The organism is Pseudomarimonas salicorniae (assembly GCF_023156535.1).
Lineage (GTDB): Bacteria > Pseudomonadota > Gammaproteobacteria > Xanthomonadales > Xanthomonadaceae > Pseudomarimonas > Pseudomarimonas salicorniae.
This window is the reverse complement of sequence record NZ_JALNMH010000009.1, coordinates 198,628-218,425: the sequence shown is the minus strand read 5'-3', so window position 1 is coordinate 218,425 and position 19,798 is coordinate 198,628. Positions and strand designations below refer to the sequence as shown.

The following is a 19,798-nucleotide window of genomic DNA, read 5'->3' as shown; positions in this document are numbered from 1 at the left end:
ATTTGAAATACGCCGCAAGTAAGCTTTTCGCCGAACCAACGGCGACAGCCGACAACAACGCCCTGACAAGCAAGTTCCTTCTGACCTCGGTCAGACCTCGCGGGAAGCCGGCGCAGTTCGGCTTCCCGTTTTCTTTCCCCAAGGCTCCCGCGGGCGACCAGGCCGGTCTGCTAAAGTGCGGGGCCTTCACGCACCCCCGGAGAGCGACATGCGTACCCAGGCTTCCTTTGCCGCCCTCGCCCTGCTTCTGGTCGGACTGGCCGGATGCGGATCCAAGGACCCGGCCGATACCGCTGAGGCTGCCAAGGAGATGGGGCCGGCGGAGACTGTCGCCCAGCAGGCCAAGGAGCTGCGGGAGGGTGACTTCGTCTCGCTGATCCAGCTGGCCGTGCCGCCGGCGCAGTACGAGAAGATGAAGGCCGAGTGGCCGAAGCGGGTCAAGGAGGATCCGGCCACCGAGGAAGACAAGCAGCAGTTTGCCGAGACCATGGCGAAGGTGACCGCCGCTGACGCCGAGGCCACCCTGTACGCCGAGCTCGAGCCGCAGCTGGCCAAGGCCGAGGCGGAGATGGGTGCGCAGTTGCCGCTGATGGTCGGCATGGGCCGCGGTTTCGCGGTGCAGGCGATCAACGAATCGGCCAAGCTGAGCGCCGCCCAGAAGCAGCAGGCCACGGATTTCATCGACGCCTTCGCCAAGTGGCTGGAGGGTGCGCAGTTCTTCGACCGCGACAAGGCCCGCCAGGCCCTGTCGAGCATGGTCGGCACCGCCCGCAAGCTCGGCGTCAAGACTCTCGATGAGGTCGAGGCGATGGATTTCGAGACCGCCATGCAGAAGGCCGGGATGGTCTTCCTTGGCGTCAAGGACGTGCTCAAGGTCTACGGTCTGGACCTTGACCAGTCGCTGGCCTCGGTGAAGAGTGAGGTGAAGTCGCAGAGCGGCGATCAGGCGGTGGTCCAGGTCAACTACGAGCTGCTCGGCCAGCCGCTGAGCTTCGAGACCACGATGACCCAGCGTGACGGTCGCTGGTACGGCGCCGAGGCGCTGCAGGAAATCGAGAAGTCGCTGGACGAGCCGGCGGCGCCCGCCGTGGAGGAGGCGCCGGCCGAGGCCTCCGACACCGCACCGGCAGCGTCCGGCGGCTGAGCCGGTTCGGCCGGGTCCCTCCCGGCCGGTCCGCATTTCCTATGATGTCCCTGGCACGCGCCGCGCAGGCCCGCGTTCCCATGGCCTTCCGCTGGCTCGGCAAGCTGGCCGAGCCGTGGCTGCAGATCCGCCTCGAGCCGGCCTCGCCGGAGACGCTGGGCATCGACCCTGCGCGCCCGGTCTGTTACGTGGTCGACCGCTATGGCCTGTCCAGTTCGCTGATCCTCGAGCAGGCCTGCCGCGAGGCCGGCCTGCCATCGCCCTTGGTGGGCATGGTCGGTGGTGACCTGCTGGAGAAGGACCGCGCGATGGTCGGCCTGTCGCGCCGCCAGGGCTTCCTGTTCCGCCGCCCACGCTCGCGCACCCACAGCGAGGGACTGGCGCGGCTGGTGACCGCGGTGCGCGGCAGCGAGACCCTCGACGTGCAGGTTGTCCCGGTGTCGATTTTCGTAGGCCGCGCGCCGGATCGCAGCGAGGGCTGGTTCCGTGTGCTGTTCGCCGAGAACTGGACCCTGGTCGGCCGCTTCCGCCGCTTCCTGGCCGTGGTGCTCAACGGCCGCAACACCCTGGTCCAGTTCTCGCCGCCGATCTCCCTGCGCCAGGCGCTGACCGACGACCTCGATCAGGAGCGCGCGGTCCGCAAGCTCTCGCGTGTGCTCCGCGCCCACCTGCGCCGCATCCGCGCCGCGGTGATCGGCCCCGACCTCTCGCACCGGCGAACCCTGGTCGACGGCGTGCTCGACTCCGAGCCGGTGCGCCAGGCGATTGCCGATCACGCCCGCCGCGAGGGCGCCCAGTACGGCACCGCCTACAACCGCGCGCGCAGCTATGCGATGGAGGTCGCCGCCGACTACTCGCATACGGTGGTCCGCTCGCTGAGCTTCCTGCTGACCTGGTTCTGGAACAAGCTCTACGACGGCGTGACCGTGCACCACCTGGATACGCTCAAGCAGGTCGCACCGGGCAACGAAGTCATCTACGTACCCTGCCACCGCAGCCATATCGACTACCTGCTGCTGAGCTACCTGCTCTACCGCAACGGCATCGTGCCGCCGCACATCGCCGCCGGGGTCAACCTCAACCTGCCGGTTGTGGGCTCGATCCTGCGCCGCGGCGGCGCCTTCTTCCTGCGCCGCAGCTTCAAGTCCAATCCGCTGTACTCGGCGGTCTTCAGCGAGTACGTGGCGACCCTGATCGGCCGCGGCGTGTCGATCGAGTACTTCATCGAGGGCGGACGCTCGCGCACCGGCCGCCTGCTCGCGCCCAAGGCGGGCATGCTGGCGATGACCCTGCGCGCCTTCCTCCGCCAGAGCCGCCGTCCGGTCGTCTTCCAGCCGGTCTACATCGGCTACGAGAAGCTGATGGAGGGCAAGAGCTACCTGGCCGAGCTGTCGGGCGGCGCCAAGGAGAAGGAATCTCTCGTCGGCCTGGTTCGCGCCGCCTTCGGCGTGCTGCGTCATCACTATGGCAAGGTGGTGGTCAATTTCGGCGAGCCGATCGCCTTGCAGGACGTGCTCGACCGGGTCGCGCCGGACTGGCAGACCGCGCTGGCCAATCCCTCCGAGAAGCCCGCCTGGCTGAACGCGGCGGTCGACGAGCTGTCGTGGAAGATCCAGACCCACATCAACCGCGCCGCCGACGTCAATCCGATCAATCTGATCGCGTTGGCCATGCTCTCGACGCCCAAGCACGCGATGTCGGAAGCCGACCTGGTGGCGCAGATCGAGCTCTACCGCGCGATCCTCGTGCACATCCCGTTCTCCGACCGGGTCACCGTGACCGCGATGAGTGCGCAGGAAGTGGTCGCCCACGGCGAACAGGTCGGCGTGCTGGAGCGCATCGGCCACCCACTCGGCGACGTGCTGCGGCTGACCGAAGAGCAGGGCGTGCTGCTCAGCTACTACCGCAACAACGTGGTCCACCTGTTTGCTGCGGCCTCCTGGGTGGCCTGCTGCTTCCAGAACAACCGCCGAATGAGCCGCACTGGCGTGATCCGCCTCGGCAAGCTGCTGTTCCCCTTCATCCAGAATGAGCTGTTCCTGCCCTGGACCGAGGAGCAGTTCGGCGAGCGGATCCAGAAGGTCATCGACCTGTTCGTCCAGCGCGGGCTGTTCAGCTTTGACGAGGACACCGGTTTCCTCCAGCGCAGCCCCGGGCAGACCGACGAGGTGTTCCAGCTGAGGGTGATCGCGCACGGTCTGCAGCAGGCGTTCGAGCGCTACTACATCGCGATCTCGGTGCTGGTGAAGAACGGCCCGCGCACGGTGTCTGCCGGCGAACTGGAGACGCTCTGCCACCTGACGGCGCAGCGCCTGTCCCTGCTGTATTCGCAGGCCGCGCCGGAGTTCTTCGACCGCGCCCTGTTCCGCGGCTTCATCGGCAAGCTGCGCGAACTGGGCATCGTCTGGACCGCCGAGTCGGGCAAGCTGGACTACGACGAGCGCCTGGACAGCTGGGCCAAGGACGCCAAGATCATCCTCTCGCGCGAGCTGCGCCACTCGATCATGAAGATCACCCCGGAGACGGCCAAGTCGGCGGCCGCGCAGGTCGAGGCCTGAGTGACGCTCAGGCGTCGAGGTCGGGGATCAGCTTGCTCTGCAGGCGCGCGATGCAGTCCTTCAGCATCAGTTTGCGCTTCTTCAGCCGCTTGAGCTGAAGCTCGTCGTTGACCGGCAGGTCGGCAAGGCGCGCGATGGCGGCGTCAAGGTCGCGGTGCTCGACCTTGAGCTCGGCGAGGCGGCGGGCAATGGCGGACGAATCGAGGGTTTCCATGCGCAGTTCCGGCAGGACCGGCCAAGGATAACCGGCGACCGGTGCCGGCGCGAAGGGCGGGGTACAATCGCCGCCCCGCCGATTCGCCCCCGATCCGCCATGTCCGCGCCGCGCCGCAAGCAGGAGTACGAAACCAACAAGCTGCAGAAGCGGTTGCGCCATCAGGTGGGCCAGGCGATCGCCGATTTCGGCATGATCGAGGAGGGCGACCGGGTCATGGTCTGCCTGTCCGGGGGCAAGGACAGCTACACCCTGCTGGATGTTCTGCTGCAGCTGCAGAAGAAGGCGCCGGTGCGCTTCTCGCTGACCGCGGTGAACCTCGACCAGAAGCAGCCCGGCTTCCCCGAGCACGTCCTGCCCGACTACCTGCGCTCGATCGGGGCCGACTTCGAGATCATCGAGCAGGACACCTATTCGGTGGTCAAGCGCGTCGTGCCCGAGGGCAAGACGATGTGCTCGCTGTGCTCGCGCCTGCGGCGCGGCGCGCTGTACGCGCACGCCGCGGAGCAGGGCTATACCAAGATCGCCCTGGGCCACCATCGGGACGACCTGGTGGCAACCTTCTTCCTCAACCTGTTCTTCCACGCCAAGCTGGCCGGCATGCCGCCCAAGCTGCTCTCGGACGACGGCCGCCACGTGGTGATCCGTCCTCTGGCCTACGTACGCGAGGACGACATCTCACGCTATGCGGAGGCGCGAGGCTTCCCGATCATTCCCTGCACCCTGTGCGGCTCGCAGGAGAACCTGCAGCGCAAGCAGGTCAAGCGCATGCTGGATGCATGGGAAAGGGAATCACCGGGACGGATCGAGACCCTGGCCCGCGCCATGGGCGACGTCCGGCCTTCGCAGCTGGCCGACCCGAGGCTGTTCGACTTCCTCTCGCTGGGCCGCTCCGACGCCTCGCCCCTGCCCGACGCGCATGCCTGGCTCGGCGGTGAGATCGCCGAAGTTGCAGTCAGCGCTTGATCCTCGCCGCGCGTCCGTCGCGGCCTTCCTCCCCGCGCCGTCCACCGCGCCTGCCACGGAGTACCGATGTTCTTTCGCAACCTGACCCTGTTCCGTTTCCCCGCCTCGCTGCGCAACGAGTTCGAGTCGATCGATGACTCGCTGGATAACAACCGGCTGAAGCCGGTGGGCCCGCTCGAGCTGTCCTCTCGCGGCTTCGTCTCGCCGTTCGGGCGCGACGAAGAGGCGCTCAGCCACCGCATCAACGACGGTCTGTGGCTGACCCTTGGCGGCGAGGACAAGATCCTGCCCTCGGCGGTGGTCAACGAGTTCGTCGCCCGCAAGGCGGCGGAGATCGAGGAGGCCGAGGGTCGCAAGCTGGGCGGCCGGGCACGCAAGCGGCTGAAGGAGGAGATCCTCCACGAGCTCCTGCCGCGCGCCTTCGTTCGCCCGGTGCGCACCGGGTGCCATATCGACCTTGAGCACGGCCTGGTGGCGGTCGACACGTCCAGCCGGAAGACGGCGGAAGGCCTGCTCACCGAGCTGCGCGAGGCCATGGGCAGTTTCCCCGCGGTGCCGGTCAATGCCGAGATCGCCCCGCGCAGCGTCCTCACCGGTTGGCTCGCCGGCGAGGCGCTGCCCGACGGCCTGGTGCTCGGCGACGAGTGCGAGTTGCGCGATCCGGTTGATCGCGGCGCGGTGGTCAAGGCGCAGCGTCAGGAACTCGGTGCCGAAGAGATCACCAACCATCTCGAAGCCGGCAAGCAGTGCTCGCGGCTGTCCCTGGTGCTCGACGACCACCTGAGCTTCGTGCTCGGCGACGACCTGGTGGTGCGCAAGCTGAAGTTCCTGGACGGCGCGGTCGAGACGCTGGAGAACACCGAGCGCGACTCCCAGCGAGCCGAGCTGGATGCCCGCTACGCACTGATGGTCGGCGAGCTGCGCCGGCTCTTCGCCGTCCTCGAGGGGGCGCTCAAGCTCAGCCGCGTCGACTGATCGGCGGCCGCCCCCGGCGCCTGCATCGCGCCGGGGGGACAGCGCTGCTAAAGTCCGGGCGTTGCCGGGGGATCCGTCATGCCACATCCGAACGCCATCCTGCTCGAGCGCTTCTACACCGCCTTCCGCGACCTCGACGCGCCGGCCATGGCCGCCTGCTACACCGAGGACGCCAGCTTCGAGGATCCGGTATTCAGCCTGCACGGGGCCGGTGAGATCGCCGCCATGTGGACGATGCTCTGCGAGGCGGTGAAGGACAAGGGCCGCGATGCGTGGCGGCTGGAGTTCTCGGCCATCGAGGCCGACGACTTTCACGGCAGCGCGCACTGGGAGCCGCACTACCGCTTCAGCGCCACCGGGCGCATGGTGCACAACGTGATCGATGCCTGCTTCGTGTTCGACGGCGGGCGCATCCAGCACCACCATGACAGCTTCTCGTTCTGGCGCTGGTCGCGCCAGGCGCTCGGCGCGCCGGGCTGGCTGCTCGGCTGGACACCGCTGCTGCGCGGCAAGGTGCGCCAGCAGGCGGCGCGCAACCTGCAGCGTTTCCGGGCCAGCGGATGAGGGAGCGCGCCGGGCCCGGCGCCGATTGGCGACCGCTGCCCCTGGCCGATGGCCAATCGCTCGCGGTGCGCTGGGTGCGTGATGCGCGCGCCCGGCGGCTGAAGCTCTCGATCAACGAGCGCGGTATCCGGCTGACATTGCCGCCGCGAGCGAGCGAGCGCAGCGCCTGGGCCTTCCTCGAGGCGCACGCCGAATGGCTGCAACGCCAGCGGCGCGATCTGGGCGTTGATCCACCGCCGCTCCGCCTCGCGCCCGATGCGCTGGACCGACTGCCGTTGTGGGGCGTCGAGCTGCCGCTGGTCTGGGAGGAGGGGCGCTGCTGCCGGCTTCGCCAGGACGGCGAACAGCTGGTTTTCTCCTATACCTCGCGTTCCACCGGCGAGCGACTGGCCGCGATGCTGCGCGATTTCCTCGAGGCGGAGGGCAGGGCGCGCATCGGCGCGCTGCTGCCTGCGCTGCTGCCGGGCATTCCCCGGCCACCGACCCGCTTCCGTCTGCGCCCGATGTCCAGCCTGTGGGGCTCGCTGGCGCCCGGCGGCGAGGTGTCGCTGGACCTGTCCCTGGTGCTGGCGGAGCCTGCATGTTTCGACTACGTGCTGGTTCACGAGATCTGCCACCTGATCGTTCCGAACCATTCGCCCGCGTTCTGGCACGAGGTGAGCCAGCGATACCCGGGCTGGCGACGCGTCCGCACCCGACTGCGCCAGGACGGGCTCGCGCTCAAGGCGCGGTTGAACCAGCTGCTCGCCGGCTGACCGGGCGTCGCGGGGAAGGGCAGATCAGGGGGCGAAGTGCGCATTCGCCTCGGTCCCTCGTACGCCCGCGTCTTCTGTGGGAGTGCCCTTGGGCGCGACCGCGGAGACGCGCTCTGGCCTCGGTCTGCGGTGAATCCGATACGCCGTGGTCGCGCCCAAGGGCGCTCCCACAGTCGGGCTTCGTTGGGCGTCGGCGAAGCCCCATAGGGTGTGCCTTGGCGCACCGATACGGGCGTTCGGACGGTACGCACGGTGCGGCCAGCCGCACCCTATGAATGTCTTCTCTGCGCCCGGATGGGCCGTTCACCGGCCGCACGGTTCCGCGTGGACGGGACCTCCGGGTCGACGGAGCAGCCCGGAAACAGCAGGTTCAGTCGTTGGGCCGCGGGGCCATGAATTCCAGGATCGCCTGCGCGACCGGTCGCGGGCTGTCCATGTGCAGGTGATGATGACCAGGCAGCACGCGTAGCCGGGCATCGCGGAGCAGGGCGAGACGGGCTTCGCGAACGGCGGGCTGGAAGTATGGCGGTGCTTCCTCGGCCGCGATCAGCAGGGTGGGGGCCTCGACTGCTGCGACCCACTGCTGGATCACCGTCTCGGGCAGGCGCCACGGGGTCAGAACGGTCAGGCGCGGGTCGCTGGCCCAGATCCAGCCGTCGCCGGCGGCGCGCAGGCCGCGGGAGACCAGGGCGCGGGCGCTCGGTTCGGCCATGCGGTTGGCTCCGAGCCGCGCAGCAACCGCCTGTCCCGGATCGCTGAATTGCCTCAGCTGCTTGCCGGTGATGCCGCGTCGCTCGTCGAGTCCCTGGCGGAGGGCGCGCACTGCGCCGTCCGGATCCCCGGCCAAGGGGCCAAGTGCCTCGATCAGGGCCAGCCGCGGCACGCTCTCGGGCCGCGCCGCGGCCCATGCAGTGGCGACCGCTCCGCCCAGCGAATGTCCGATCAGCAGGTCGATCCGGCGTCCGTCGAGCGCTACAGCGACATCGTCAAGGTAGTCGATGAAGTGGTACCAGCCGCCCTCGGGCAGATGCCCGGATTCACCGTGCCCGGCGAAGTCCAGGGCCAGAATCTCCCATTCCGGCAGTTCGGCGGCCAGCGCGGCAAAGCTCATCGCGTTGTCCAACCAGCCGTGCAGGGCCAGGGCGCGGTGCGGCGCGCCGGCGTTGAAGCACAGCCCGGCCAGCTCGACGCGGCCGCTGCCGCGCCACGCGCGGGTCACCGCTGTGGTCCCCGATAGGCCTCGAACCTTGCCTTGCGTGCCGCAGGGTCGGTGGGCGCGGGAGCGCTCTCGCCGACCCAGCCAGCCAGGTGGCGCAGCGCGAGCCGGGCCAGCACCCCGGCATGCGATGGTTCGGAATTGAGCGCCGGGATGTAGCGCAGCTCACCGCCGCCGGCTGCCTTGAAGGCCTCGGCGTTCTGCATGGCGATCTCCTCGAGCGTCTCCAGGCAGTCCACCGCGAAGCCCGGGCAGACCACATCGACCCGGCCGATCCCCTCGCGGCCGAGCTGCTCCACGGTGTGGTCGGTGTAGGGCTGCAGCCAGGGCTCTCGACCGACCCGCGACTGAAAGCTCAGTTGCCACTCGTCGGCGGTCAGCTCCAGCTCTGCGGCAATCAGTCGTGCCGAGGCGTGGCACTGGCAGTGGTAGGGGTCGCCGCCGCGCAGATAGCGACTCGGGATGCCGTGGAAGGACATGAGCAGCCGGTCGCCGCGCCCGTGGGTTTTCCAGTGCTCGCGGATGCGCCCGGCCACGGCCGCCGCCCAGCCCGGCTCGTTGAAGTAGTCATTGATCCAGCGCAGCTCGGGCGGCCAGCGCCAGCGTGCCAGGCAGCGGCTCACCTCGTCGAAGACGGTGGCCGTAGTGGTCGCCGAATACTGCGGGTAGAGGGGAATGACCAGCAGCCGGCGCAGGCCGCTGCGAATCCAGTCGTCGAGGACCGAGCGGATCGATGGCTGACCGTAGCGCATGGCCAGACGCACCTCGATGCCGGGCTGTGCGGCATCAAGCTGCTGCTGCAGTGCGGCGGTGAGGTCTTCGCTGTGCCAGCGTAGGGGTGAGCCGCGCTCGGACCAGACCTGCGCATAGGCATGTGCCGAGCGGCGCGAACGGAAGGGCAGGATCACGCCGTACAGGATCGGCAGCCAGATCGCCCGCGGCACCTCGATGACCCGTGGGTCGGAGAGGAACTCGGCCAGATAGCTGCGTAGCGCGGCGGGCTCCGGCGCGTCCGGAGTGCCGAGGTTGACGAGCAGGACGCCGGTGCGCTCTCCCTCGCTATGGCGGTAGCCTTCCAATCCCTGGTATCGCATCGTCTTTTCCTGCCGGTCCTGGCGAAATTCCCTAGGGCGTCGGTGCTTTGCAGCACCTTCCCCCGGCTGCTATTCTCCGCTACAGCGCCGAAAAGGCGCAGTGACGATAACCATACTATTCGAAGGACGACACGATGCGTCCCCTGTGCATGCCCCGGCTGCTGCTGGCAGCCGCTGCCTGTCTACCGCTGGCTGCCATGGCCGACCCCGTTGCCTACGGGGTGGGTTTCCGTGACCTGTACCGGGTTGACCTGGCGACGGGGACGCATACTCGTGTGGGGCCGGTCGGCTTCAACGATATCGAAGGGTTGGCATTCGTCGGGCTCAACGAGCTGTACGGCGCAGTGGACTTCACCCGCGACAGCGGCGGCACGGCCACCGATTTCCTGATCAGGATCAACGTGTCCACCGGACAGGGCACCCTGGTGGGTCCGCTCAGCGGGCTGGCCGGCGCCGGCCCCGACGGCCAGCTTGACTACGGCCTGGCCGCCACCTGCGACGGCCGTCTCTGGCTGTCCAGCGAGACCACCCAGGAGCTCTGGGAAGTCAGTCGCCTGAACGGCGGCGTGCGCCGTGTGGGCAGCACCGGTGCCTCGTTGTCCGGTCTTGCTGGCCGCGAAAGCACCCTCTACGGGGTGTCGGTGGGTGATGGAGCCTCCCTGTTCCGGATCAATCCCGAGACCGGCGAGACGGTCCGCGTCGGGGCGCTGGGTGTCGGCGGCCCGATCGAGAACGTCGGACTCGACTTCGACGCCAATGGCGTGCTCTGGGCCACGCTCGACCCGCGCGATTCCGCGCGGCCGACGCGGGTCGTCCGGATCAACCTCGATACCGGCGCTGCGACGCTGGTGTCGAACATCAATCTGGACGTCGGCATCAAGGGCCTCGCGATCGCCACGCCGCCGGCCTGCACCACCGGCGGTGGCGGGGGTGGGGCGAGCTTCACCAACGCGCCCACCGAGGTCCCGGGGCCGGGTCCGTTGCTGCTCGGCCTGCTGGCCGCCCTGACTGGTCTGCTCGGCGTCCGCGGCCTCGCCCGGCGCGACTGACAGCCTGCCTTAGCCGGTGTTCACCGCGGCTGCGCGACACTTCGCGCCAGTCTCCACGCGCATTGCTCCAAGGAATCCCATGAAGCCGATTTCCGTCCTGCTGCTGTGCCTCGTTTCGCTGCCGCTGTTCGCGGGCGAGAGGGAGGATGACCGCGCTCGTGACGCGGTGACCGTCATCGACGAGATCATGCGCGCGCCGGACCAGGCGATTCCCGGGCGTCTGCTGCGCGATGCGCACGCCATTGCCGTGATCCCCAACGTGGTCAAGGCCGGCTTCGTGGTCGGCGGGCGAGCCGGCAAGGGGCTGATCTCGATCAAGACCTCGGATGGCACCTGGAGCAATCCCAGCTACCTCAAGCTGACCGGCGCCAGCGTCGGCTTCCAGGCCGGCGTGCAGGCCACCGACGTGGTCCTGGTGTTCTCCTCGCAGCGCGGCGTCGACTCGATCGTCAATGGCAAGTTCACCCTGGGCGCGGACGCCTCGGTGGCGGCGGGTCCGGTCGGCCGCACCGCCAACGCTTCGACCGACGGTCAGCTCAAGGCGGAGATCTATTCCTACTCGCGCGCCCGGGGCCTGTTCGCTGGCGTCGCCCTCGACGGGGCGGTGATCGCCATCGATCACCGCGCCAACCAGGCCGTCTATGGTCGCAACACCACCCCCCGGGCGATCTTCGAAGGGCGGATCGACGGTGCCCCGGCGCCGATCATCGACTTCCGCGACCGGCTCGAGGAACACTCGGCACGCTGACTTCCGCCACGTGCCGGTCATGCGCCGGAGCGTATGATGGTCGACTCTAAAGCAGGAACCTGTTCTCCATGGGTACTTTCAGCATCTGGCACTGGATCGTCGTCCTTCTCGTGATCGTGCTGCTGTTCGGGACCAAGAAGCTGCGCAACGCGGGCGGTGATCTCGGCGCCGCGATCCGCAGTTTCAAGAAGGGTCTGAACGAAGGCCAGGACGAGCAGCAGGGCAAACTCGAGTCCTCCTCCACCGAAGCCAAGTCAGCCGACCAGCAGAAGTCCGCCAGCAAGTAAGCAGGGCGCCGCCCCGTGTTCGACATCGGATTCTTCGAGCTGCTCCTGATCGGGACCGTGGCCCTGCTGGTGCTGGGACCCGAGCGGCTGCCCAAGGCTGCCCGCACCGTGGGGCTCTGGATGCGCAAGGCGCGTGCCTCCTGGTATTCGATGCGTGCCGAGCTGGAGCGCGAGTTCGCGGACGAGGAGCTCAAGCGTTCATTGGCAGCGACCCGGGCCGAATTGGCCGATGCGCGCAAGGCGCTGAGCGATGGAGGTCGCGAGCTGGCGGCGGCCGGGGCCGCGGCCAGTGAGGAGCTGCGTCAATCCGGGGAGGCCTTGCGCCGGCTGGATGCGCCGGCAGAAGAGTCAGTCCAGGCGAGCGCTGAACCGGCCGGCACCGAAGCCGTCGCCGCCGACTCCATATCGAACAAGCCCGGATCGCCCGCCGCATGAGTGCCGAAGATCAGCGCGAGGACAGCTTCATCAGCCATCTGGTGGAATTGCGTTCGCGCCTGCTGCGCGCCGTGGTGGCGGTGATGCTGGTGTTCCTTGCCTTGCTGCCCTTCGCCCAATGGCTGTATCGGCAGATCGCCGAGCCGCTGCTTGCCGTGCTGCCGGAAGGCGGGCAGCTGATCGCGATCGACGTGGCGAGCCCGTTCTTCGCACCACTGAAGCTGACCTTCGTCGTCGCCGTGATGGTGTCGATGCCGATCGTGCTTTACCAGCTGTGGGCATTCGTGGCTCCCGGCCTGTACCAGCACGAGCAGCGCCTGGCCCGGCCACTGCTCTATTCCGCGTCGCTGCTGTTCTACTCGGGCTGCGCCTTCGCCTGGTTCTTCGTCCTGCCGACCGTCTTCGGCTTCCTGTCGGCGATGACGCCGGAGGGCGTGGCGATGATGACCGACATCAACCGCTACCTCGACTTCGTCCTGGTCATCTTTCTCGCCTTCGGCTTCTGTTTCGAGGTGCCGGTGGCGGTGGTCATCCTGCGCACGCTGGGCTGGGTCGATGATGCGCAGCTGCGCGAAGCGCGGCCGTACGTGATCGTCGGCGCGTTCGTCATCGCCGCCGTGCTGACCCCGCCCGACGTCGTCTCCCAATTGCTGCTGGCCATCCCGATGTGCCTGCTCTACGAGTGCGGGCTGATCGCCGCGCGCTGGCTGGGTCAGCGCCCCCGCGAGACCGCCTCGTCCTGATCTCCGGGCTCCGCGCCCGGCACCGGGCGGGACTCAAGGCTGAGCACGTTGAGCGGCATGCCGCCCTGGCGGAGTGCTGTGCGATGGATGCGCGCGGGCTGCTCGCTACCCTCGCTGCTGCGCAGCAGGACCGATAGGTGGCGTTCGCCGGTGGCGCCGACATCGAAGTCGCCGCGGTGACGGCAGATCCATTCCGGCAGTGCCGGCAGGGGAATCTCGGTCTGACCGATGCCGATCGTGCAGTCGGCGCAGCGTCGCCACAGCCGGTTGGCCAGCAGCACGTCTCCGCTTTCGTCATAGGCGCAGGCTGGCCAGGGCAGGGCGTCGATGAAGCTGCGCTGCAGGCCGGCCAGTTCCATCAGCGCGTCGATCTCCCGGGCATCGCGGCTGACGTCCAGCAGCATGCCTTCGAGGCGAACGAGATCACTGCTGCCGTCGGCGATCCAGCGCACGATCCGGGGAATGGAGCTGTCCTGGGTCGCCACCTGGACGTCGATCGGCTCGCCATCCAGGCCGCGCAGCAAGGCGTCGATCAAGCGTGTGCGGTCCGCGGCGGCAAGGCGCGGCAGAAGGCACTGCTTCCACTGTTCGGCTCGGTACTCGGACAGCTCGAACCAGCCTCTCGCAGCCTCGGACAGGGTCAGTCCAAGCCGGCTGTCGTAGCACCAGCGGGTAGGACCGGGTCTTGCTGCCGGTGGGATGACGGTCTTCTCTGCCGACATGCGAAGCGGCGTGGATGCTCAGCGCGAAGGCGGGACGGGAGGGCGCTGCTGCGCCGCGCCGGGGGCAGGCTCAGTCGTCGTCATGGATCAGCCCATTGCGCAGCGCGTAGCGCACCAGGCCGGCGATGTCGCGGATCCCGAGCCGCTCCATGATCTGTGCGCGGTGCGACTCGACAGTCTTCGGCGAGAGGCCCAGCTCGAAGGCGATTTCCTTGGTGGCCCGTCCGCGTGCGATCAGCCGCAGCACCTCGCGCTGGCGTGGAGACAGTGAGGGCGGTGCTTCGTCCAGCCGGTGGCTGACGTTGGCCAGCGTCTCCGAGACCTTGGGGCTGAGGTAGCGTTCTCCCCGCTGCAGGGCGGCGAGCGCGCGGCCCAGTTCCGAGGCGGCGGCATCCTTGAGCAGATAGCCGTCGGCACCGGAGCGCATCGCGCGAAGTACGTAGTCGTCGGCACTGTGCATGGAGAGGATCAGCACCTTGGGGGGCGAGTCGCCGCGCTTGATCCGGTCGAGGGCATCGATGCCGCCCAGATGAGGCATCTGGATGTCGACAATGGCCAGATCCGGGTGGTGGGCCTCGACGGCCTCCAACAGCGCTTCGCCGTCTCCTGCCTCGCCAACCACTTCGTAGCCCGGCACCTGTTCGACCAGGGCGCGAAGGCCTGAACGGACAAGCACATGGTCGTCTGCCAGCACCACGCGTACAGGAGCGTTCTCCACGATGTCCCTCCCTCGATCCAGAGACAAGCTTAACCCGAAAGTAACGCGACGGTCGCGCGCTGGGCTCGGATTAAACCCGCGAGCCGCCGACCGGTCGGACGGCGACCACAGGGATCAGGCCCGTTCGGTCTGGCTAGCGGCGTGCAGAGGCGACCAGGGCAGGAAGGCGCGCACCCGGGTGCCGATGCCGGCGCGCGAATGCACCACCAGCTGGCCGCCCAGCGCCTCGGCCCGTTCGCGCATGCCGCGCAGGCCCAGCCGTTCGCTGTCGACGCGTTCGGCGTCGAAGCCGGCCCCGTCGTCGACCACGGTCAGGACCAGCCCAATGCTGTCCGCGCGCAGTTCGACGCGCAGCGCCGCCGCGCGGGCGTGGCGCAGCACGTTGGTCAGGCATTCCTGGATGATCCGGTAGGCGGCCACCGACACGCGGTTGGCCGGCATATCGCGGCTGCCCTCGATCTCGATGTCGTAGTGGATGCCGGTGTCGGCGAACAGCCGCTGCAGCAGGGAGCGCAGCGCGCTGGCCAGGCCGAAGTCGTCGAGCTGCGGGGGCCTCAGCTGCAGCGACAGCGACCGGGTCTGCTGCAGCACGTCATCGAGGATGCTCGACAGTGCCATCGCCTGGGGATCATCGTCCGGAATCGCGTGGCGCTGCAGGAGCAGGCTCAGGCGCAGCGCTGCCGCGCTCAGCGACTGGCCGATCTGGTCGTGCAACTCACGGGAAAGCCTTGCCCGTTCGCGCTCCTGTGCTTCCACGGCGCGAAGCGAAGACTCGGCGAGGGCGCGGCGTGCGGCGGCGACCACCGGGGCGCTCTGCTCTGCAACCGCAGCCCGCAGCGTCATGAGCGCGGGTCCCGAGGCCCCCGGGATTGCCACAAGTTCACCGTCGCGGCTGATCCAGGTCTCGTCCAGCCGACGCAGGCGCAGCCGGTCAAGGGCGGTCCAGCCATCGCCCTTGCTGCCGTTGTCGAGTGCCTGGCGTACACGCTGCGCCGAGGCGCCGTCGAACAGCGCATCGAGCTGAAGCTCCGGGTGCGGATCATCCGCCGGCAGGCCAGCCTGAGAGCGGGCCGCCGGATTCGCATAACGAACGGTTTCGCCGTCGAGCAGCAGGGTGGGGTCGGGGAGGCGTTCGAGCAGGGCCAGGAAACGCGGGTCGGCGTCCAGCGCGCAGGCTTCCGGGGGCGGGAAGGGCAGGCTTCGGTCGGGGCGGGCGCGCGGATTCATCGCCCGGCATCGTCGCCGACCGGCTGCCGGCTTGGCAAACGAAACGGGCGCCCGAAGGCGCCCGTTGGAGCTTCCGTCGCCGCTGGGCGATCAGTAGCGGTAGTGGTCGGGCTTGTAGGGGCCATCGACCGGCACGCCGAGGTAGTTCGCCTGGGCATCGGTGAGGCGGGTCAGCTTGACGCCGATCTTCTCCAGATGCAGGCGGGCGACCTCCTCGTCGAGCTTCTTCGGCAGCACGTAGACCTTCTTGTCGTAGAACTCGCGGTTGGCCCACAGGTCCATCTGCGCCAGCGTCTGGTTGGCGAAGCTGTTCGACATCACGAAGCTCGGGTGGCCGGTGGCGCAGCCGAGGTTGACCAGCCGGCCTTCGGCCAGCAGGAAGATCTCGCGGCCGTTGCCGAAGGTGAACTTGTCGACCTGAGGCTTGATGTTGGTGCGGGTCACGTCCTTGGCCTTGAGCAGCTTCTCGACCTGGATCTCGTTGTCGAAGTGGCCGATGTTGCAGACGATCGCCTGGTCCTTCATCTGCTGCATGTGCTCGAAGGTGATCACGTCCTTGTTGCCGGTGGTGGTGACGTAGATGTCACCGCGGCCAAGCGTGCTCTCGACGGTGTTGACCTCGAAGCCCTCCATCGCCGCCTGCAGGGCGTTGATCGGGTCGATCTCGGTGACCACGACGCGGCAGCCGTAGGCGCGCAGCGAGTGCGCCGAACCCTTGCCGACGTCGCCGTAGCCGCAGACCACGGCGACCTTGCCGGCCAGCATGACGTCCATCGCGCGCTTCAGGCCGTCGGCCAGCGACTCGCGACAGCCGTAGAGGTTGTCGAACTTCGACTTGGTGACCGAATCATTGACGTTGATCGCCGGGACCAGCAGCTTGCCCGCCTGGGCCAGCTGGTAGAGGCGGTGCACGCCGGTGGTGGTCTCCTCGGAGACGCCACGCCACTCCTTGACCACCTTGCCCCAGAAGCCCGGGCGCTCCTTGGCCACGCGCTTGAGCAGGTTCTTGATGATCTGCTCTTCCTCGGACTCGCTGGGCGTATTGACCCAGTCCGAGCCGTGCTCCAGCTCGTAGCCCTTGTGGATCAGCAGGGTGACGTCGCCGCCGTCGTCGACGACCAGCTCCGGGCCCTTCTCACCGGGGAAGGTCAGCGCGTCGAGCGTGCAGTCCCAGTACTCCTCCAGGGTCTCGCCCTTCCAGGCGAAGACCGGCGTGCCCGACTTCGCGATCGCGGCGGCAGCGTGGTCCTGGGTGCTGAAGATGTTGCACGAGGCCCAACGCACGTCTGCGCCAAGATCCTTCAGGGTCTCGATCAGAACCGCGGTCTGGATGGTCATGTGCAGCGAGCCGGTCACCCGCACGCCCTTGAGCGGCAGTTCCGGGGCGTACTTCTTGCGGATCGACATCAGGCCGGGCATCTCGTGCTCGGCGATGGAAATTTCCTTGCGGCCGAAATCGGCCAGCGAGATATCGGCGACCTTGAAATCCTTGTTCGGAAGGTCCTTCACGACAGCATTCATTTGCAAGCTCCAGGTTGATCGGCGGCGGGCCTGGCCGCGCACCGTGCGAGTGATCGCAATCAACGGGCGCCGTTTTCACGGAAAACCTTCGCCGAGCCTGGTCCCGGAGCGACCGGGTTTGCAGCGCCCCTCGGCGGGGTGGGTCTGGGCCGGCGCACGGCCAGCCCCCGCATTCTACCCGCTTGTCGTGAACGCAGCATCGCCGGCCCGGTGCCCACGCCCCGGCTGCGCTAAGCTGTGTTGAGTGCAGCAGCCGATGTGGGACGTCCGGCATGCCCTCGATCACTCTTGCATCCTCGATCACACAGCGGGTTGGCCGCGGGCCCGGCGAGTGGCGCATCGACTGTGTCGCCCCGACCGTCGAGGCCTGCCTGGAAGCGGCCTTCGCAGACAGCCCCGCGCTGCGCGGCTACCTGCTCGATGAGCATGGTCGGGTCCGGCCGCATGTCGCGGTTTTCGTCGACGGCCGCGCTCTGCGCGACAAGTCCGACCTCGGCATCCCGCTCGAGGCCGACGCCGAGATCCATGTTTTCCAGGCCTTGTCCGGAGGCTGAGCATGAGTGACCGCATCCTGGTGTCCACCCGCAAGGGCCTGTTCGAGCTTGAGCGCCGCCCCGCAGGCTGGGCCATCGCACGGCATGACTTTCCCGGCAACAACGTCAGTGTGTCGCTGAGCGATCCGCGTGACGGCCGACGCTATGCCGCCCTTTCGCTGGGCCATTTCGGCTGCAAGCTGCAGGTGTCCGAGGATGCCGGGGCCCACTGGCGCGAGCTGTCCGTGCCCGCCTACGGTCCTGATGACCGGGTCGTCACCGGCGACGGCAAGCCGCCGCTGCCGGCCACCCTGCAGCTGGTCTGGTCGCTCGTTGCCGGTGCAGCCTCCCAGCCGGGACGGCTGTGGGCCGGCACCCTTCCCGGCGGGCTGTTCCGCTCCGACGACGGTGGCGAAAGCTGGAAGCTGATGCGCGGCCTGTGGGACCGCAGCGAGCGGAATGAGTGGTTCGGCGGCGGCTACGACGCACCCGGCATCCATTCGATCTGTCTCGATCCGCGTGAGCCGCGCTGCCTGCGGGTCGCCATTTCCTGCGGCGGTGTCTGGCGCAGCGACGATGACGGTGCAAGCTGGATCCTCCAGGCGCAGGGCCTGCGCGCCGCCTTCATGCCCCCCGAGCGTGCCTACGACGGCAACATCCAGGACCCGCATCGCATGGTCCAGTGCGCAGCGGCGCCGGACCGGCTGTGGATCCAGCACCACAATGGGGTGTTCCGCTCCGATGATGGCGCCGCGAGCTGGGTCGAGATCGAGACGGCCTCGCCGTCCAGCTTCGGCTTTGCCGTGGCCGTGCACCCTCAGGATCCGGACACCTGCTGGCTGGTGCCGGCGGTCAAGGACGAGCGCCGATATCCGGTCGATGCCCGCTTCTGCGTGGCCAGGACCCGCGACGGCGGCCAGAGCTTCGAGGTGCTGCGCAAGGGGCTGCCCGAGGGGCCGGCCTACGACCTGGTCTACCGCCACGCGCTGGCGGTGGATGACAGCGGGTGCAGGCTGGCGATGGGCTCGACCACCGGCGGGCTGTGGACCAGCGAGGACGGCGGCGACAGCTGGACGGCCCTGGACGCCCGCCTGCCGCCGGTCCATGCGGTCGAGTTCATCCGCTGAGCGCCGCCGGCCCGGCGGGTCGACGGCCGCTGAACGAAAGGGGTAGCGGGGCTCGCTTTGCGACGGAAATCGGTGTACTGTGCGGGCGCTGCGTTTGCTGGGACACAGTGAAACGTGTCCTGATGCTGTTGATCCCGTGATCTGCGACATCGATCCGACTCGCTTTCCGAGCAACCTCAGTACCTGTCTGTCGGCATCCGCCGGCGGCACTTCACTTGTTGCTTGAAAGGAGCACTACATCATGTCGAATCGTCAGAGCGGTACCGTCAAGTGGTTCAACGACGCCAAGGGTTTCGGGTTCATCACCCCGGAGTCCGGTCCGGACCTGTTCGTCCACTTCCGCGCAATCCAGGGCTCGGGCTTCAAGTCCCTGCAGGAAGGCCAGAAGGTGACCTTCGTCGCCGTCCAGGGCCAGAAGGGCATGCAGGCTGATCAGGTCGAAGTGGCCTGATCCAGCTTCCGCGGGCCGCTTAGGCGGCCACCGCGACTTCGACGCCGGCCTCGTGCCGGCGTCGTCGTTTCCGGGGGTGCTCCGCGGCTAGTCGGCCGTGCGGTCGATCAGCCCCTTGCGCGCTGCGTAGCGCACGATCTCGGCGCTGTTGCGTGCGCCGAGCTTGGCCATCACCTTGCCCCGGTGGTTCTCGGCGGTTTTCACGCTGATCTCCAGCCGTCGGGCGATCTCCTTGGTGGTGCAACCTTCGACCACCAGATGGAAGACCTCGCGCTCGCGATTGGTGAGCGTGCCGTAGGGGTCCTCGCCGGCGTGCTCCGGCCGGTGCACCTGCTCGGCGAGGATGCGCGCCGCCTCAGGTCCGAAATGGGCCCGACCGTTGGCCACCTGGCGCACGGCTTCGAGCAGCTCGATGGCCGGCCGGTCCTTGACCATGTAGCCGGCCGCGCCAGCGCGAACCATCTGCAGTAGGTATTCCTCCTCCTCGTGCATGGTCAGCACCAGACACCGGGTAGCCGGCGCTTCCTGGCGCAACCGGCGCACGACCTCGATCCCGTTCAGGCCGGGCATCGAGATGTCGATGATGGCCACCCGTGGCTGGTGGGCCACCACCTCGCGCACCGCCTCGGGGCCATTGCCGGCCTGGCCCAGAACGCGGCATTCGCCGCTGGCAGTCAGCACCGTGACCAGGCTCTCGCGGACCAGTCGGTGATCGTCGGCAACGACAAGGGTGATCGGACCCATCATGGCC

Annotated in this window: 21 protein-coding genes, 1 pseudogene and 1 riboswitch; of the genes and pseudogenes, 14 read left to right on the top strand and 8 right to left on the bottom strand. The window is 68.3% G+C overall.

All coding sequences use genetic code 11. The features are described from left to right. Positions 1-208 precede the first annotated feature (208 nt). Positions 209-1,144 (top strand): hypothetical protein, encoded by a 936-nt coding sequence (locus tag M0G41_RS12180; RefSeq protein WP_248209605.1) that lies wholly within the window; start codon positions 209-211, stop codon positions 1,142-1,144. 14 nt (positions 1,145-1,158) lie between these two features. Further along, positions 1,159-3,702 (top strand): annotated as a pseudogene (plsB, locus tag M0G41_RS12175) (glycerol-3-phosphate 1-O-acyltransferase PlsB); the annotation flags it as partial. A gap of 7 nt (positions 3,703-3,709) precedes the next feature. On the opposite strand, the gene M0G41_RS12170 reads toward plsB, so the two are convergent. Beyond that, entirely contained in the window at positions 3,710-3,916 is a 207-nt protein-coding gene (locus M0G41_RS12170) for a YdcH family protein (protein WP_248209602.1), read from the bottom strand. A gap of 99 nt (positions 3,917-4,015) precedes the next feature. On the opposite strand from M0G41_RS12170, the gene ttcA reads away from it, so the two are divergent. The 4 genes from ttcA (at position 4,016) to M0G41_RS12150 (ending at position 7,176) form a co-directional block, all read left to right on the top strand. After that, positions 4,016-4,882, top strand: a complete 867-nt coding sequence (gene ttcA, locus M0G41_RS12165) for a tRNA 2-thiocytidine(32) synthetase TtcA (RefSeq protein WP_248209600.1) — start codon at positions 4,016-4,018, stop codon at positions 4,880-4,882. Between the two features lie 66 nt (positions 4,883-4,948). After that, on the top strand, positions 4,949-5,857 hold the full coding sequence (locus M0G41_RS12160) for a recombination-associated protein RdgC (protein WP_248209598.1): 909 nt from the start codon (positions 4,949-4,951) through the stop codon (positions 5,855-5,857). Between the two features lie 78 nt (positions 5,858-5,935). Next, the gene (locus M0G41_RS12155) at positions 5,936-6,421 is read left to right on the top strand and encodes a nuclear transport factor 2 family protein (protein ID WP_248209595.1); all 486 of its coding nucleotides are present in this window, start codon (positions 5,936-5,938) and stop codon (positions 6,419-6,421) included. Continuing rightward, on the top strand, positions 6,418-7,176 hold the full coding sequence (locus M0G41_RS12150) for a M48 family metallopeptidase (protein ID WP_248209593.1): 759 nt from the start codon (positions 6,418-6,420) through the stop codon (positions 7,174-7,176). Before M0G41_RS12155 ends, M0G41_RS12150 begins: the two co-directional genes overlap by 4 nt. Positions 7,177-7,546: 370 nt before the next feature. On the opposite strand, the gene M0G41_RS12145 is transcribed toward M0G41_RS12150, so the two are convergent. Both M0G41_RS12145 and hemH read right to left on the bottom strand, forming a co-directional pair. Beyond that, positions 7,547-8,395: an alpha/beta fold hydrolase gene (locus tag M0G41_RS12145; RefSeq protein ID WP_248209590.1), complete on the bottom strand. Its 849-nt coding sequence runs from the start codon at positions 8,393-8,395 to the stop codon at positions 7,547-7,549. After that, positions 8,392-9,486 (bottom strand): ferrochelatase, encoded by a 1,095-nt coding sequence (gene hemH / locus M0G41_RS12140; protein ID WP_248209587.1) that lies wholly within the window; start codon positions 9,484-9,486, stop codon positions 8,392-8,394. Before hemH ends, M0G41_RS12145 begins: the two co-directional genes overlap by 4 nt. Positions 9,487-9,620: 134 nt before the next feature. On the opposite strand from hemH, the gene M0G41_RS12135 reads away from it, so the two are divergent. From M0G41_RS12135 to tatC, 5 genes are all read left to right on the top strand, one after another. Further along, the gene (locus M0G41_RS12135; protein WP_248209584.1) at positions 9,621-10,535 is read left to right on the top strand and encodes a DUF4394 domain-containing protein; all 915 of its coding nucleotides are present in this window, start codon (positions 9,621-9,623) and stop codon (positions 10,533-10,535) included. Between the two features lie 79 nt (positions 10,536-10,614). Then, positions 10,615-11,283 carry a lipid-binding SYLF domain-containing protein gene (locus M0G41_RS12130; RefSeq protein ID WP_248209581.1) on the top strand — a complete coding sequence of 223 codons (669 nt, stop codon included), beginning with the start codon at positions 10,615-10,617 and terminating at the stop codon, positions 11,281-11,283. A gap of 68 nt (positions 11,284-11,351) precedes the next feature. Beyond that, positions 11,352-11,570 (top strand): Sec-independent protein translocase subunit TatA, encoded by a 219-nt coding sequence (tatA, locus tag M0G41_RS12125; RefSeq protein WP_248209573.1) that lies wholly within the window; start codon positions 11,352-11,354, stop codon positions 11,568-11,570. Positions 11,571-11,585: 15 nt separating this feature from the next. Then, positions 11,586-12,005, top strand: a complete 420-nt coding sequence (gene tatB / locus M0G41_RS12120) for a Sec-independent protein translocase protein TatB (protein WP_248209570.1) — start codon at positions 11,586-11,588, stop codon at positions 12,003-12,005. Further along, on the top strand, positions 12,002-12,748 hold the full coding sequence (gene tatC / locus M0G41_RS12115; RefSeq protein ID WP_248209568.1) for a twin-arginine translocase subunit TatC: 747 nt from the start codon (positions 12,002-12,004) through the stop codon (positions 12,746-12,748). Before tatB ends, tatC begins: the two co-directional genes overlap by 4 nt. Here the strand turns inward: tatC and M0G41_RS12110 are convergent. The 4 genes from M0G41_RS12110 to ahcY form a co-directional block, all read right to left on the bottom strand. Beyond that, positions 12,718-13,470, bottom strand: coding sequence for a hypothetical protein (locus M0G41_RS12110; RefSeq protein ID WP_248209566.1), 753 nt, complete (start codon positions 13,468-13,470; stop codon positions 12,718-12,720). The genes tatC and M0G41_RS12110 overlap by 31 nt on opposite strands. A 70-nt stretch (positions 13,471-13,540) precedes the next feature. Continuing rightward, positions 13,541-14,188: a response regulator gene (locus M0G41_RS12105; protein WP_248209563.1), complete on the bottom strand. Its 648-nt coding sequence runs from the start codon at positions 14,186-14,188 to the stop codon at positions 13,541-13,543. A gap of 114 nt (positions 14,189-14,302) precedes the next feature. After that, positions 14,303-15,415, bottom strand: coding sequence for a sensor histidine kinase (locus M0G41_RS12100; RefSeq protein WP_248209559.1), 1,113 nt, complete (start codon positions 15,413-15,415; stop codon positions 14,303-14,305). A 90-nt stretch (positions 15,416-15,505) separates the two neighbouring features. Then, positions 15,506-16,936 carry an adenosylhomocysteinase gene (gene ahcY, locus M0G41_RS12095; protein WP_248209557.1) on the bottom strand — a complete coding sequence of 477 codons (1,431 nt, stop codon included), beginning with the start codon at positions 16,934-16,936 and terminating at the stop codon, positions 15,506-15,508. Between the two features lie 57 nt (positions 16,937-16,993). Next, positions 16,994-17,074: riboswitch (S-adenosyl-L-homocysteine riboswitch) on the bottom strand. A 134-nt stretch (positions 17,075-17,208) separates the two neighbouring features. Here ahcY and M0G41_RS12090 point away from each other — a divergent pair. From M0G41_RS12090 to M0G41_RS12080, 3 genes are all read left to right on the top strand, one after another. Continuing rightward, positions 17,209-17,490 carry a MoaD/ThiS family protein gene (locus M0G41_RS12090; protein ID WP_248209554.1) on the top strand — a complete coding sequence of 94 codons (282 nt, stop codon included), beginning with the start codon at positions 17,209-17,211 and terminating at the stop codon, positions 17,488-17,490. 2 nt (positions 17,491-17,492) lie between these two features. Beyond that, a complete protein-coding gene (locus M0G41_RS12085; protein ID WP_248209552.1) occupies positions 17,493-18,596 on the top strand; it encodes a WD40/YVTN/BNR-like repeat-containing protein in 1,104 nt (367 codons plus the stop codon). Positions 18,597-18,837: 241 nt separating this feature from the next. Next, positions 18,838-19,047: a cold-shock protein gene (locus M0G41_RS12080; RefSeq protein WP_248209550.1), complete on the top strand. Its 210-nt coding sequence runs from the start codon at positions 18,838-18,840 to the stop codon at positions 19,045-19,047. A gap of 87 nt (positions 19,048-19,134) precedes the next feature. Here the strand turns inward: M0G41_RS12080 and M0G41_RS12075 are convergent, their stop codons facing one another. Continuing rightward, entirely contained in the window at positions 19,135-19,794 is a 660-nt protein-coding gene (locus tag M0G41_RS12075) for a response regulator (protein WP_248209547.1), read from the bottom strand. Positions 19,795-19,798 lie beyond the last annotated feature (4 nt).